18 protein-coding genes are annotated in these 13,148 nt (G+C 39.4%); 17 read left to right on the top strand and 1 reads right to left on the bottom strand.

The features are described from left to right. Positions 1 to 12: 12 nt before the first annotated feature. From QNH24_RS10485 to QNH24_RS10555, 15 genes are read left to right on the top strand one after another with little or no spacing between them, the layout of a single operon-like run. Complete coding sequence (locus QNH24_RS10485; protein WP_283872053.1) at positions 13 to 1,278, top strand: class-III pyridoxal-phosphate-dependent aminotransferase; 1,266 nt, start codon at positions 13 to 15, stop codon at positions 1,276 to 1,278. Positions 1,279 to 1,321: 43 nt separating this feature from the next. After that, positions 1,322 to 2,335 carry a phosphotransferase enzyme family protein gene (locus QNH24_RS10490; RefSeq protein WP_283872054.1) on the top strand — a complete coding sequence of 338 codons (1,014 nt, stop codon included), beginning with the start codon at positions 1,322 to 1,324 and terminating at the stop codon, positions 2,333 to 2,335. A gap of 31 nt (positions 2,336 to 2,366) precedes the next feature. Continuing rightward, positions 2,367 to 3,773, top strand: coding sequence for an ethanolamine permease (gene eat / locus QNH24_RS10495; RefSeq protein ID WP_283872055.1), 1,407 nt, complete (start codon positions 2,367 to 2,369; stop codon positions 3,771 to 3,773). A gap of 21 nt (positions 3,774 to 3,794) precedes the next feature. Next, positions 3,795 to 4,538, top strand: coding sequence for an HAD family hydrolase (locus tag QNH24_RS10500; protein ID WP_283872056.1), 744 nt, complete (start codon positions 3,795 to 3,797; stop codon positions 4,536 to 4,538). A 4-nt stretch (positions 4,539 to 4,542) separates the two neighbouring features. Further along, the gene (locus tag QNH24_RS10505) at positions 4,543 to 4,848 is read left to right on the top strand and encodes a hypothetical protein (RefSeq protein WP_283872057.1); all 306 of its coding nucleotides are present in this window, start codon (positions 4,543 to 4,545) and stop codon (positions 4,846 to 4,848) included. 15 nt (positions 4,849 to 4,863) lie between these two features. After that, positions 4,864 to 6,351: an aldehyde dehydrogenase family protein gene (locus QNH24_RS10510; RefSeq protein WP_283872058.1), complete on the top strand. Its 1,488-nt coding sequence runs from the start codon at positions 4,864 to 4,866 to the stop codon at positions 6,349 to 6,351. Between the two features lie 14 nt (positions 6,352 to 6,365). After that, positions 6,366 to 6,647: a BMC domain-containing protein gene (locus QNH24_RS10515; protein WP_053995836.1), complete on the top strand. Its 282-nt coding sequence runs from the start codon at positions 6,366 to 6,368 to the stop codon at positions 6,645 to 6,647. A 17-nt stretch (positions 6,648 to 6,664) separates the two neighbouring features. Next, entirely contained in the window at positions 6,665 to 7,279 is a 615-nt protein-coding gene (gene pduL / locus QNH24_RS10520) for a phosphate propanoyltransferase (protein ID WP_283872059.1), read from the top strand. Positions 7,280 to 7,284: 5 nt separating this feature from the next. Further along, positions 7,285 to 7,890, top strand: a complete 606-nt coding sequence (locus QNH24_RS10525; RefSeq protein WP_283872060.1) for a hypothetical protein — start codon at positions 7,285 to 7,287, stop codon at positions 7,888 to 7,890. 15 nt (positions 7,891 to 7,905) lie between these two features. Next, on the top strand, positions 7,906 to 8,193 hold the full coding sequence (locus QNH24_RS10530; protein WP_283872062.1) for a BMC domain-containing protein: 288 nt from the start codon (positions 7,906 to 7,908) through the stop codon (positions 8,191 to 8,193). A 34-nt stretch (positions 8,194 to 8,227) separates the two neighbouring features. Continuing rightward, positions 8,228 to 8,998, top strand: coding sequence for a 3-oxoacyl-ACP reductase FabG (gene fabG, locus QNH24_RS10535; RefSeq protein WP_283872063.1), 771 nt, complete (start codon positions 8,228 to 8,230; stop codon positions 8,996 to 8,998). A 21-nt stretch (positions 8,999 to 9,019) separates the two neighbouring features. Next, positions 9,020 to 9,298, top strand: a complete 279-nt coding sequence (locus QNH24_RS10540; protein WP_054771699.1) for a BMC domain-containing protein — start codon at positions 9,020 to 9,022, stop codon at positions 9,296 to 9,298. Between the two features lie 15 nt (positions 9,299 to 9,313). Beyond that, entirely contained in the window at positions 9,314 to 10,171 is an 858-nt protein-coding gene (locus QNH24_RS10545) for a phosphate propanoyltransferase (protein ID WP_283872802.1), read from the top strand. A gap of 6 nt (positions 10,172 to 10,177) precedes the next feature. Beyond that, a complete protein-coding gene (locus QNH24_RS10550; RefSeq protein ID WP_054771700.1) occupies positions 10,178 to 10,447 on the top strand; it encodes a EutN/CcmL family microcompartment protein in 270 nt (89 codons plus the stop codon). A gap of 10 nt (positions 10,448 to 10,457) precedes the next feature. Next, the gene (locus tag QNH24_RS10555) at positions 10,458 to 10,847 is read left to right on the top strand and encodes a BMC domain-containing protein (protein ID WP_283872805.1); all 390 of its coding nucleotides are present in this window, start codon (positions 10,458 to 10,460) and stop codon (positions 10,845 to 10,847) included. Here QNH24_RS10555 and QNH24_RS10560 read toward each other — a convergent pair. Continuing rightward, positions 10,835 to 11,011, bottom strand: coding sequence for a hypothetical protein (locus QNH24_RS10560; RefSeq protein ID WP_283872064.1), 177 nt, complete (start codon positions 11,009 to 11,011; stop codon positions 10,835 to 10,837). The two genes, QNH24_RS10555 and QNH24_RS10560, sit on opposite strands and share 13 nt — an antisense overlap. 102 nt (positions 11,012 to 11,113) lie before the next feature. Between QNH24_RS10560 and mdh the strand changes: the two genes are divergently transcribed. Next, positions 11,114 to 12,052 carry a malate dehydrogenase gene (gene mdh, locus QNH24_RS10565; protein ID WP_283872066.1) on the top strand — a complete coding sequence of 313 codons (939 nt, stop codon included), beginning with the start codon at positions 11,114 to 11,116 and terminating at the stop codon, positions 12,050 to 12,052. Positions 12,053 to 12,503: 451 nt separating this feature from the next. Further along, complete coding sequence (locus tag QNH24_RS10570) at positions 12,504 to 13,100, top strand: DJ-1/PfpI family protein (RefSeq protein WP_283872068.1); 597 nt, start codon at positions 12,504 to 12,506, stop codon at positions 13,098 to 13,100. The last annotated feature ends 48 nt before the right edge of the window (positions 13,101 to 13,148 follow it).

A 13,148-nucleotide genomic window follows, 5' to 3' on the forward strand; every position in this document is an offset into this window, starting at 1 on the left:
AAGGTGGAAAACATGGATTATTTTGCGAATAAACAAGCAACCTTACAAAAATCAATTGACTGGTGGAATCCAGGGAAAACAAAACAATGGCAAGTAGATGGCGTTGATGTTGTCATCGGAAAAAGAGAAGGCTATTACTTTTATGATGTAGATGGTAAAAAATTAATGAATGCCCATTTAAATGGCGGAACCTATAATTTAGGCCATCGTAATCCAGAAGTTATCGCAGCATTAATTGAAGGAACAAATTATTTTGATATTGGTAATCATCATTTTCCTTCAACAGCTCGTGCCCAATTAGCTGAAAAATTAGCTGCCTGCACACCAGATGGTTTAAAATATACGATTTTCTCAAGTGGTGGAAGTGAAGCGATTGATGTTGCCTTAAAATGCGCTCGCTATGCCACAAAACGTAAAAAAACCATTTCGATTAAAAATGGCTATCATGGACATAGTGGTTTAGCCGTGTCATTAGGGAATGAACGTTATTCAAAGCCATTTTTAAGTGAAGGCGATCCAAGTGAATTTGTACATGTGCCGTTTAATGATTTACCAGCGATGGAACGAGAGCTGTCCAAAGGGGATGTAGCGAGTGTTATTATCGAAACAATTCCGGCAACATATGGCTTCCCTTTACCGAATGCCAATTATTTATCAGGGGTGAAGGCATTGTGTGAGCGCTACGGAGCACTATATATTGCAGACGAAGTGCAAACTGGGTTAATGAGAACTGGGAAGCTATGGGGTATTGATCATTATGGTGTGAAGCCGGATATACTAGTGACTGCCAAAGGTTTAAGTGGAGGTATTTACCCAATTGCGGCTACCGTTGTGAATGAACGAGCTGGTGGTTGGATGGAGGAAGATGGACTAGCTCATATTTCTACTTTCGGTGGTGCTGAGCTTGGATGTGTTGTTGCCATGAAGGTATTAGAAATTTCCCAACGACCAGAAGTAGTTAAAAATGTGGAATATGTCGCACGTTATCTACGTTCAGGCTTAGAGCGTATCCAACAGCAATACCCGGATTTCTTTGTTGGAATTCGTCAATTAGGAGTTGTCATGGGGCTAGAGTTTAACCATCCTGAAGGGGCAAAGCATGTAATGAGCTCCCTGTACAAGCATGGGGTGTGGGCAATTTATTCAATGCTCGATACACGAGTTCTTCAATTTAAACCGGGCTTATTATGTGATAAAGCTTACTGTGATGAGTTACTTGAAAAATGTGAAGCAGGTATTAAAGAGGCTGCACAGCTTGTAAAATTTGCACGTTATTGAAGGTGTAGAAAGATTGGCGATTTGTAAACAAGGGGGTTTTCAAATGGGACAAATGGATTTCTTAGATTTAGAAGCTGTACTATCTAATTTTCATCAAGCAGCGCATGATGCCTTGAAGGAATTCAGCTGTTTAGCAGGCGCATCTTGTAAAATGATTGACTATTCCGAAAACTCTACGTATTTAGTAGAGGATGGACAAGGTAAAAAGTATATTTTGAGAATTAGTCGACCAAATTACCATAAAAAAGAAGAGATAGAAGCGGAGATTGCTTGGCTAAACTCATTACACGAGCAATCTCCCATCGATGTATCATTACCAATTCGAGCAGATGACGGTGACTACGTACATGCTCATAAATTAAATGACATCATCTATTATAGCACGTTATTTACATTTTTGGAGGGAAATGCACCGGATGAAAATAACGAAGAAGATCTAATTCAACAATTTGAAACATTAGGAACAATTACTGCGATGTTCCATAAACATACAATTGAGCAGCATGATTATTATAAAGACTTTAAACGAATGACGTGGGATTATGACACGATTGTAGGAAACTCACCGAAATGGGCTAGGTGGCAGGATGGCCTTGGTATGACACCGTCACGTTTAGCTTTATATGAAGAAGCATCTCTTATTATTAAAAAGAAGTTAGAAGCGTTTGGTAAAAGTAAGACAAGATTTGGACTAATACACTCAGATCTACGTCTAGCCAATTTATTAACTTGTGGAGATGAAATAAAGGTTATCGATTTTGATGATTGTGGCTTTGGTTGGTTTTTATATGATTTAGCCACGTCAGTAAGCTTTATAGAGCATATGCCCTACCTAGATGATTTAATTGCTTCTTGGTTAAAAGGCTATAGCAAAATAAGGATCTTAACGGATGAAGAAATTGAAATGATTCCAACTTTTATTTTAATGAGAAGACTACAGCTTATTTCTTGGATAGGTAGCCGCGATAATGAAACAACAAGATTACTAGGTGAAAACTATACAGTACAGAGTGATGCTTTAGTGAATGCATATTTGGAAAAAAGTAGAGTGCTGTAACATCTAAATATGAGTAAAGGTGGCGAATGATATGTCTTCTAAAAAGGGTGAAATAATTGTATTAAAGAAAGCCCTTACACCAATTCATTTATGGACAATTGGTGTTGGGATTGTTATTTCAGGAAATTATTTTGGTTGGAATTTTGGATTAAGTCAATCTGGCTACTTAGGGATGCTAATCGCTACACTCTTCATGGCTATTATGTATTTAACGATGACCTTAGGAATTTCAGAATTATCGACGATGTTACCGTATGCAGGTGGGCCTTACTCTTTTGCTAGACGTGCAATGGGAAGATATATTGGCTTTATTACAGGGATTGGAGTTGTTCTTCAATATGTGATTGCTGCACCGATTATTGCCATTGGTATAGGTGGCTATATAAGCTTTTTATTCCCATCCGTTCCGACAGTAGTAGCAGCAGCTTTCATGTATGCCCTCTTTATGGGTGTCCATATTATCGGTATAAAGGAATATGCAACAATTGAAATGGTGCTTGTCTTTATAGCACTTGGATTATTAGTATTAATGTATTTTGTTGGATTACCACAAATTAATGTGGCTCATTTATTCCCTGAAAATGGTGATTTAATACCTGGTGGATTTAAAGGGGTTTGGTCTGCCTTGCCATATGCTATGTGGTTATTTTTAGCCATTGAAATGCTACCAATGCTATCTGAGGAGACGAGAGATGTACAAAAGGACATGCCAAAGGGCTTAATCTCCGGAATGATTACGTTATTAGTATTGTCCGTTTTAACGACAACTGTGGCAATAGGTCTTGCTGGTATTGATGTTATGACTGTTGCGGAAGATCCGCTTCCAGCAGCAATTGCAGCAGCGTTTGGTAATACGTACTGGCTAGCTCAAATTTTAGCTTCTGTAGGATTAGTAGGATTAATTGCTAGTTTCTCAGGTGTTATCTTAGCTTATTCACGTCAAGTTTACGCATTATCTCGAGCAGGTTATTTACCAAGCATTTTAGCAAAGATGCATAAAAAGCGTCAGACACCTTATATGGCAATTATTTTACCAGGCTTTATCGGCTTAGCGCTTGTTATCTTATTCAATCCTGATGACCTCATTTTAATTTCTACATTCGGGGCATTAGTGTCTTATATTACGATGAATTTATCAGTGTTGATTTTACGGAAAAAAGAGCCAAATCTTGTTAGAACATTTAAAACACCATTATATCCATTTACACCAATTGTTTCTCTTGTGCTAGCAGTTATTGCTATCTTTGCAAGTTTCTTTGCCAATTTTACATTTTTCATCGTGTCGTTAGCTGTTTTTGCTGTTGCAAGTATTTATTATTGGATTTGGGCTCGTCATCAAATTAATGAGGATGCTCCAGAAGAACGCTTTGCTAAAGAAGCGACTACTTCGCATGAAAGTCAGATTACTACAGCACCCATTGAAGCGATTAGAGAATAGAGCAAAAGGATGTGTCCTCCAATGAATCAAGTAGAATGGATTATTTTTGATAAGGATGGAACCATTATTGAAATGGATTCCTTATGGATAGCATGGGCCACAAATTTTTACCTCAATTTAACTGAAAATTCGGATTTCGAAGTCGGTTTTACATTACAGGAGTTTTTAAAAAATATAGGTGTAAAAGACAATGGTCGCTCCATTGATCCAACAAGTCCATTAGCCATTGGAAGTATACAAGAAGCAGAAACGATTGTTGCCTATTTACTTTATCAAGAAGGAATAGCATGGAGTAAGGGTGTGACAATAGCGAGATCTGCAGCAAGTTTAGCTACTACTCAGCAAGAGCATGTAACTGTAAAAGAACTACCAGGTATTCGACGGCTATTAATGGCTTTAAATAATAGTGGGATAAAATTAGGCGTTATCACGGCTGATTTAACTGCTCGAGCGGAGAACCATCTTAAACAGCTAGGTATTCTAGAGCAATTTGAATTTGTTTTAGGAAGTGATCAAGCAGTTTATAGTAAGCCATTTCCAGATTTAGCTTATGTAGCAAGGGAACGCTATCATGTGCCACTTGAACGGACAGTGATGATTGGTGATTCAAATGCTGACATGCTTTTTGCTAAAAATGCTGGTATGCAATTTTCCATCGGCATTATCCCAAAAGAAGTTTACCCAAAAGACTATTTACCAGATGCTACAAAAATCATTGAATCCTATGATGAATCATTAGTAGCTATGTTTGTAAAAAAGGAGTGATTATATGGACCATCAATTGATTGCAAAAATTACTGAGTTAGTATTGGAGAAAATTTCACAAACGTCTCAATCGGATGGTGGCTATCAAGGTCTAACACAAGGCGAGCTGCAGGAATGGCAGTCATTTCATCCGATGAATCCAAGCATGAGCATGTCTCAACAGCCTGTCGTTGCTGCCGGTGTTTACGAGGCTTTAACTGCGCAGGAGTTGCAAAATTGGGATAGCTTACATCAGCAGCAAGCATTTGTTGTCTCTAAATCAGCACCATCCCAGACAGACGACTTAATCGCCATTAAAAAGTTTTCATGATGGGAGGATGGTCGAATGATAAAGGATCAAGATTTACTATCGATTCAAGAAGCAAGAGATGCTGTTATAACAGCATCTAGTGCCCAAAAAAAGTTTTCTAGCTTTTCGCAAGAACAGGTGAATCGAATTATAGAAGCAATCGCTCTGGCAGCCTTTGAGCAAGCAGAGAATTTGGCAATATTAGCTGTTACAGAAACGCAGATGGGTGTCATTGAGCATAAGAAAATAAAAAATGAGCTCGCTTCAAAAGGAGTTTATGAATCGATACGCAATGAAAAAACAATCGGTATTATACAGGAGGATTCAGTAGCAAAGCAGGTAGAAATTGCTTACCCATATGGGGTTATTGCAGCGGTATCGCCTGTTACAAATCCAACTGCTACGGCGATTTATAAAACACTAATTGCCCTGAAGGCTCAAAATGCAATTGTCTTTAGTCCCCATCCAACAGCTGTCAACTGTACGATTGAGGCATTAAAAATTTGTCAACAGGCAGCTGTTCGTGCAGGTGCTCCGGAGGGCTTGATACAATGGATTGCCCATCCCACATTAAAGGGAACAGAGGCATTAATGCAACATAAAGACGTACAGTTAATTTTGGCGACTGGAGGATCAGGGCTAGTGAAGGCTGCCTATAGCTCAGGCAAACCTGCATATGGTGTTGGACCTGGAAATGTCCCTGCGTATATAGATCGTACGGCAAATATAGCTCGCGCTGTTCAGCAAATTATGGATAGTAAGTCATTTGATAATTCTACCATCTGCGCAACGGAGCAGGCGATTGTGGTCCATCAGGATGTAAAGGATCAAGTAATGATAGCCTTAGCCAACAATGGAGCTGTGCTACTAAAAGGAGCAGATAAGGAAAAATTAGCAAAGGTTATTTCTCCTATCCCGCGTACACTTAATAGCAAAATTGTTGGTAAACCAGCTACAGTCATCGCCAAAATGGCAAATATTAATGTCCCTTCATCTACAAGAGTATTAGTGGCTGAGGAGCATCTAATTGGCAAGGAGTATCCATTTTCCATGGAAAAGCTATCACCGATATTAGGAATTTATACTGCCAATTCTCATGAGGATGCAGTATCCATTTGTCAACAATTATTAGATGTTGGTGGTAGGGGGCATAGTTTAGCTATTCATGCTCAAGACGAGCGCTTTGTTAAAGAGTTTGCTGCACAAATGCCAGTGTCTAGAATTTTAGTCAACACATTGGCATCTGTTGGTGCTGCTGGTGGCACTACAAGCTTAATGCCATCCTTTACATTAGGCTGTGGGGCATACGGTGGAAATATTACAAGTGATAATATTTCAGCCCGTCATTTAATCAATAAAAAACGAGTTGCTTATGGCATCAAGGAACTCTCGATTCCGAAGCCACAACACCCAAAAAATATACAAGATACATCTCCTTCATTTCAGGTAAATGAAGAAGCACAATTGAATGCAGCTATGATTCAAAAAATAGTTGAAGAAATCGTCACGAAATTAAGTGTCTAGAGGAGGAACTTTAAATGAGTGTGGAAATTAATGGAGCATTAGGAATGATTGAAACTAGAGGGTTAATTGGATCTATTGAAGCAGCAGATGCCATGGTGAAAGCTGCTAATGTTAATATTGTTGGTAAAGTGCATGTGGGTGGAGGCATTGTAACGGTTTTAGTAACGGGAGATGTAGGAGCTGTTAAAGCTGCTACAGATGCAGGTTCTGAGGCTGCACGTCGTGTGGGCGAATTATTATCCGTGCATGTGATTCCACGTCCTCATTCAGAGCTATTAGCCATTTTACCGAAATAAGAATTGGAGGTGTTTGAATGACAAACCATCAAACGCTTGTGTCTAATTCTATAGCTGGAGCAATCCCCATTGCAGTATCAGCTCGTCATTGCCATGTCAGTGAAGAGGATTTCTTTCATTTATTTGGTGCAAATGCTCAACTAAAGGTGTGGAAGGAGCTTTCCCAGCCAGGTCAATTTGCTGCAGAGCAAGTTATTTCTATTAAAGGTCCTAGAGGCCAAATTGACAAGGTTCGGGTATTAGGACCGTTCCGTCAGGATACACAGATCGAAATCAGCCAAACAGATGCAATTAAGCTAGGTGTTTCCCCACCTATTCGAATGTCAGGTGATTTAGAAAATTCTTCACCAATTACATTGATAGGGACACATGGAATATTGCATAAAGAGAACGGGCTAATTATTGCACAGGCTCACATTCATATGTCCGAAACAGAGGCAGCTTCATTTAATGTAGCGGATCAAGACATTGTGAAGGTAGAAATTACGAATGAGGTTCGCCAAATCCAAATTATGAATGTAGTTGTACGTGTGTCACCAAATTTCAGGCTAGAGATGCATATTGATACAGATGAGGCCAATGCAGCATCTATCACTACTAATCAAACCGGAAAGCTCATGAAAATGGGGTGATACAAATGGATATGCAAGCGTTACAACGACTTATTCAAGAAGTAGTCTCCATTGTGAACACAAATAAAAGAGTATTGATTGTTCATCCCCAGACAACAATCTCAAATAGGCAGGTTGAAACATTAAAAAGCTATTTTCAAGTAGAGGAGTGGCAAGCGGATACCCCATCCCAAATGTTTCATGACGCAACAGTTTTTCTTGAAGTTGATCAGTCTTTCATTGTCAGCAGTGCACAAGGATTGCCCCATTCCCCGGCATCCTTGTTCCTGACTGAATTACTCCTGAAAGATGAGCCAGCTATTTTAGTCCCCAATGAAAAAATGTCTGTCGTTTTTACTACGAAAGAACCAAATGCTTACATGAAAATGCTTCTACAGCATATGAAAAGCTTACAGGAATTCGGCTGTGAGTTTCAATTATTCTCACAGCTAATTCCTTCTATCAAGGATAAGGAAAATCTCAATCATTACGATATCCAAGCAGATTTTATTACAGAGGAAATGATTAGGTCGTACAAAGGGCAGCAGCTGAAACTTCCATTTCATACAAAGATCACACCACTTGCCCTTGATCTGATTCATGAGAAAGGCATTCGTATTCTAAGAAACTAGCAGGAGTGTTGTTACATGACAAAATCGATTGGTATTGTGGAAACGAGAGGTCTTGCCATTTCTATTCAAATCGCAGACGCCATGTTAAAAGGAGCAGCTATTAGATTGCTTCGACAAGAAACAATTGATTTAGCACTTGTAACAATTGCTATTGAAGGTGATACGGAGGCAATTCGGGAAGCAATTGAAATTGGTACGAAAATGGCCAAAGCTGCTAACCAGTGGATTGCCTCTACTACTATTTTACGCCCTGAAGATGCTGTTAACGGTTTAGTGATGGAAATTGCTAAAAAACCAACGTAATCACACAATCATTTGAAAAGGTGGGAGATGGAATTTGAAAGTAGATTTATCTGGTAAGGTTGTTATTGTTACTGGCGGAAGTAAAGGAATTGGTAAAGGCATTGCGACCGTATTTGCTAAGCAGGGTGCTCATGTCGTTATCGCTGCAAGAGGCTTAGAGCATACAACAAAATTAGCAACTGAGTTACAAATGCAGGGCTACTCTGCTTCTGGGGCAGCGGTTGATGTAGAAAGCTATGAATCTGTGAAAAACATGGCACAAGAGGTTGCTAGTAAATATGGGGCCATCGATATTTTATGCTCAAATGCTGGTATTTTTCCATCTGTCAAGCTAGAGGATATGAGCACAGACCAATGGGACCATGTGTTGAATGTTAACGCGAGAGGAACAATGTTTGCTGTGAAAGCATGTGTTCCTTATTTAAAGAATGCGGATTATGGAAGAGTCATTATTACTTCCTCCATTACAGGACCAGTGACAGGATATGCAGGGTGGACACACTATGCAGCAAGTAAAGCAGCACAGCTTGGTTTTATGCGGACTGCAGCACTTGAATTAGCACACTATAATATTACCGTTAATGCAGTTCTTCCAGGCAATATTGCAACAGAAGGATTAGATGGTCTTGGAGAGGAATATTTGCAGAAGATGGCAAAGGCAATTCCATTCGGTGGATTGGGCAGTGTTGAGGATATTGCCTATGCAGCACTATTCCTCAGCAGCAAGGAAGCAGGTTTTATTACAGGACAATCCATTATTATTGATGGTGGACAAACATTACCAGAAGATGCTGAAGCATTTTAAAAACGTAGGGGGAATTGAAGGATGAATAATTTTGGTGCATTAGGAATGATTGAAACAAAAGGGCTAGTCGGCTCCATTGAGGCGGCCGATGCAATGGTAAAGGCTGCAAATGTCAATATCATTGGTAAGGTACATGTGGGTGGGGGAATTGTCACAGTCCTTGTACGTGGAGATGTAGGAGCAGTAAAAGCAGCAACTGATGCAGGAGCAGCAGCTGCACAGCGAGTAGGAGAACTGCTGTCTGTTCATGTGATTCCACGCCCACATGCAGAGTTAGAAGCGATTTTACCGTTGACTTAGAAATGAGGTGGAATGATGAATCAACAAGCAATAGAGCAAATTGTGAATGAGGTCATTGCTGAATTACTGCATACAAAGCAGGAAGCGCCTATTACACAATACGACATTCCCATCGGTATTTCAGCGAGACATATTCATTTGAAACAGGAGCATGTAGAGCATCTCTTTGGTAAGGGAGAGCAATTAACAGCAAAAAAGATGCTGTCCCAACCAGGGCAGTTCGCAGCTAATGAAACATTAATGGTTGTTGGTCCAAAGGGCAGTATTTCAAATGTCCGTGTTTTAGGCCCTGCTCGTTCCTTAACACAGGTTGAAGTTAGCCATACAGATGCTATTGCATTAGGCATTCAGCCACCAATAAGAGAATCTGGCAATATTGCAGGATCAGCAAGCTGCACGTTAGTTGGCCCGAAAGGTAGTTTATATTTACATGAGGGAGTTATTATTGCCCAGGCACACATCCATATGTCACCAGAGGAAGCAAGTGGGTTAAACGTTTTCGATGGAGAGTATGTGTCAATAAAAACGCAAGGTATCCGACCTGTGACATTTCATCATGTGAAAGTACGAGTTTCAGAGCGCTATCGTTTAGAGATGCATATTGATACTGATGAAGCAAATGCTGGCTTCCTAAAATCTGGAGCAACAGGCACTTTAGTAAAAGAAAATAAGGAAGAGCTTACGTATAATTCCTCCCAAAAAACTACTATTGTGCAGGCAAATGAAATTAATGAAAGAATAATAACTGAAAAGGATTTATTAGCCTTTCAGGGACAAACAATTATCGTTCCTCGATTTACTAGATTCACTGCACTCGCAATGGATGCGGTGGTAACTTTAGGGATTACTATAGAGTATAAAGATGAAGGATGATGATACATGCGTATAGGTACAGTCGTAGGAAATATTTGGGCAACACGTAAAGAAGAAGGGCTTCAGGGATTGAAATTGCTCATTATTCAACCTAAAAAAACAGATGGACAACTTGGTGATGAGCAAATCGTTGCGGCAGATCGAATTGGCGCGGGTGTTGGTGATGATGTGATTTTAACGATGGGCAGTGCTGCTGTTCGAAGCTTTTCAAAAGAAACAATTTGTCCAATTGATGCCATTATTGTAGGCATAATTGATGCAACAGAGGGATCGTGAGGTGAAAGCAATGAAAGAAGCGATTGGTATGATTGAAACATATGGTATGGTCGGCTCTATTGAGGCAGCAGACGCTATGCTAAAGGCCTCGAATGTCCAATTAGTCAAACATGAATTAATAGATGGTGGGATTGTAACTGTTATTGTTGAGGGGGATGTTGGAGCTGTGCAGGCAGCTGTTGAAGCAGGAAAAGCAGCGGTTCCTCGCGTTGGCACATTGTTAAGTGCACATGTAATTCCAAGGGCAGCAGACGATGTTTTTACAACAATCATTAATCATCCCCAAGCAAAACCAAAAGTAGAAAAAAACGTGGAAAGAGTACCGAAAACATCCTCCCGTAGTAAAGCTCAAGTAAAAGAAACTGCCCAAAATTCTTCTACAGATGCTCAAAGTGAATAATCAATTTCGCCTTGGCGTAATTGTAGTTGCCGCTTCGCTTTCACTACAGAGAACATTTGTAGCTGCCGCTTCGCTTTCACTACAGAGAACATTTGTAGCTGCCGCTTCGCTTTCACTACAGAGAACATTTGTAGCTGCCGCTTCGCTTTCACTACAGAGAACATTTGTAGCTGCCGCTTCGCTTTCGCACAGTAAAGAATTGCTGAATGAAGATAAAATGATCTCTGTATCTATATGACAATGTATCACTATGAGGAGTGAAGATAATGGGATTTAAAAGGCCAAAGATCGCCATTATTGGTGCTGGTCATACAGGTGCCACTGTAGCTTTAATGGTTGCTCAAAAAGAAATCGGAGATATCGTTCTAGTCGATATTCCAGATTTAGAAAAACCAGCTAAGGGGAAGGCGCTAGATATTTTACAAACAGGCCCAATAGAAAAATTTAATGTGCATATTGCAGGTACAGCACAATATGAGGAAATTGCCCATGCAGATATTGTTGTCATAACAGCAGGTATTGCTAGAAAACCTGGAATGACTCGAGAGGATTTGATTACAACAAATGCCTCGATTATTCGTTCTGTTAGCGAAAATGTAAAGCGCTTTGCCCCAAACAGCTATGTCATTGTGCTGAGTAACCCTGTCGATGCTATGACCTATGTTTGTCTAGAAACTACAGGCTTCTCCAAAAATCGTGTTATGGGGCAATCAGGCATTTTAGATACAGCTCGCTTTAATACATTTATTGCAGAGGCACTGCAGCTAGCAGTAGAGGACGTGTCGAGCTTTGTTTTGGGAGGGCATGGAGATGAGATGGTGCCACTTGTGCGCTATACGTATGTCGGTGGAATCCCGCTCGAGAAAATGCTTCCAAAAGCACAAATCCAACAATTAGTGGAACGGACACGGAAAGGTGGCGGCGAAATTGTGGAGCTTCTTGGCAATGGTAGTGCCTATTACGCGCCAGCAGCATCAATTGTCCAAATGATAGAAGCCATCATCAAGGATAAACGAAAAGTTATGCCCGTTATCGCTTATTTACAGGGTGAATACCATGTAACCGATGCTTGTATTGGTGTACCAGTTATTCTTGGTGGGAATGGAATAGAAAGTGTTATTGAATTACACTTGAACGAAGAAGAACATCAGGCATTTAGCAAGTCTGTTCAGGCTGTCAATTGTACGTTAAACTATATTAAATAAATCATTACACCATCTAATAAGGAAGGCGTATTAGATGGTTTATTACATACTTAGCGAAAGCAACTTAACATTAACACAATGTTAGGTTGCTTTCGTTTTTCTTAATATTCTTTCAATAAATGAAAGATTTCTGTACAAATAGAACGTTAAAGTCGTAAGCTTAATAGAAGAACATATGAAGCAGACATTTATCATTGTTGATAGTCAAAACTCTTATTTGAGTCAAAAAAATACTTGAGCACACTCAAACCAAGTGAAGGTTAATTATCCAGTTTACCGTTTGGAGGATTGTGCATTTGGCAAGCTAGGTTGGGAGCTTTACCAAAGGGTTCTACGGCAATCGGAGGATAAGGTAATTCAATAAAAACATGGGATTCATTTATCGAACAGAATTAGCGCAATTTTTCTGTAAAATAAACTAAGATATAAAATTAAAAAAGGGGAACTTCATATGAATAAAAGACAGTGGAGAGTAGGAATTTTTTTATTTGATGATGTAGAGGTTTTAGATTTTGCTGGGCCATTTGAAGTCTTTTCTGTCACTGAAATAGAAAATGGTCAGCAGCCATTTGTCGTAGAAACAGTATCAGAGAAAGGGAACTTAGTAATTGCTACTAATGGGTTAAAGGTACAGCCTGATTACAGTTTTGATAATGTCCCTAGATTTGATATTTTAATTATACCTGGAGGTCTAGGTGCAAGAGAACGAGAAATGTATAATGATAATGTAATAAACTGGATTACAAATCAAATGAAAACGGTGCAACTCATGACATCTGTATGTACGGGTGCTTTACTATTAGCAAAGGCTGGTTTACTTAATGGTAAAATGGCGACGACTCATTGGGCAAGTCTTGAAAGGTTAAAAATAGAATTTCCACAAGTCGAAGTACAACGGGAAGTTAAATTTGTAGATGAAGGCAATGTAATTACATCTGGTGGAATTTCAGCAGGTATCAATATGTCATTTCATATTGTGAAAAGATTACTAGGTTCTGAAGTTGCTCAGAATACTGCTAAAATTATGGAATACGAAATTATTATTTAAATGATAAATGCCTAGCAAATTATAAGGCATCACGAATCGATTTGGCAA

The organism is Lysinibacillus pakistanensis (genome assembly GCF_030123245.1).
Lineage (GTDB): Bacteria > Bacillota > Bacilli > Bacillales_A > Planococcaceae > Lysinibacillus > Lysinibacillus pakistanensis.

Excerpts from the sequence above, each read along its gene's own strand:
- QNH24_RS10570 (WP_283872068.1), top strand. The coding sequence starts at position 12,504 with ATGAATAAAAGACAGTGGAGAGTAGGAATTTTTTTATTTGATGATGTA.
- QNH24_RS10550 (WP_054771700.1), top strand. The coding sequence starts at position 10,178 with ATGCGTATAGGTACAGTCGTAGGAAATATTTGGGCAACACGTAAAGAA.
- QNH24_RS10555 (WP_283872805.1), top strand. The coding sequence starts at position 10,458 with ATGAAAGAAGCGATTGGTATGATTGAAACATATGGTATGGTCGGCTCT.
- QNH24_RS10525 (WP_283872060.1), top strand. The coding sequence starts at position 7,285 with ATGGATATGCAAGCGTTACAACGACTTATTCAAGAAGTAGTCTCCATT.
- mdh (WP_283872066.1), top strand. The coding sequence starts at position 11,114 with ATGGGATTTAAAAGGCCAAAGATCGCCATTATTGGTGCTGGTCATACA.
- pduL (WP_283872059.1), top strand. The coding sequence starts at position 6,665 with ATGACAAACCATCAAACGCTTGTGTCTAATTCTATAGCTGGAGCAATC.
- QNH24_RS10510 (WP_283872058.1), top strand. The coding sequence starts at position 4,864 with ATGATAAAGGATCAAGATTTACTATCGATTCAAGAAGCAAGAGATGCT.
- QNH24_RS10530 (WP_283872062.1), top strand. The coding sequence starts at position 7,906 with ATGACAAAATCGATTGGTATTGTGGAAACGAGAGGTCTTGCCATTTCT.
- QNH24_RS10545 (WP_283872802.1), top strand. The coding sequence starts at position 9,314 with ATGAATCAACAAGCAATAGAGCAAATTGTGAATGAGGTCATTGCTGAA.
- QNH24_RS10515 (WP_053995836.1), top strand. The coding sequence starts at position 6,366 with ATGAGTGTGGAAATTAATGGAGCATTAGGAATGATTGAAACTAGAGGG.
- QNH24_RS10500 (WP_283872056.1), top strand. The coding sequence starts at position 3,795 with ATGAATCAAGTAGAATGGATTATTTTTGATAAGGATGGAACCATTATT.
- QNH24_RS10505 (WP_283872057.1), top strand. The coding sequence starts at position 4,543 with ATGGACCATCAATTGATTGCAAAAATTACTGAGTTAGTATTGGAGAAA.
- QNH24_RS10540 (WP_054771699.1), top strand. The coding sequence starts at position 9,020 with ATGAATAATTTTGGTGCATTAGGAATGATTGAAACAAAAGGGCTAGTC.
- QNH24_RS10485 (WP_283872053.1), top strand. The coding sequence starts at position 13 with ATGGATTATTTTGCGAATAAACAAGCAACCTTACAAAAATCAATTGAC.
- QNH24_RS10560 (WP_283872064.1), bottom strand. The coding sequence starts at position 11,011 with ATGTTCTCTGTAGTGAAAGCGAAGCGGCAGCTACAAATGTTCTCTGTA.
- QNH24_RS10490 (WP_283872054.1), top strand. The coding sequence starts at position 1,322 with ATGGGACAAATGGATTTCTTAGATTTAGAAGCTGTACTATCTAATTTT.
- eat (WP_283872055.1), top strand. The coding sequence starts at position 2,367 with ATGTCTTCTAAAAAGGGTGAAATAATTGTATTAAAGAAAGCCCTTACA.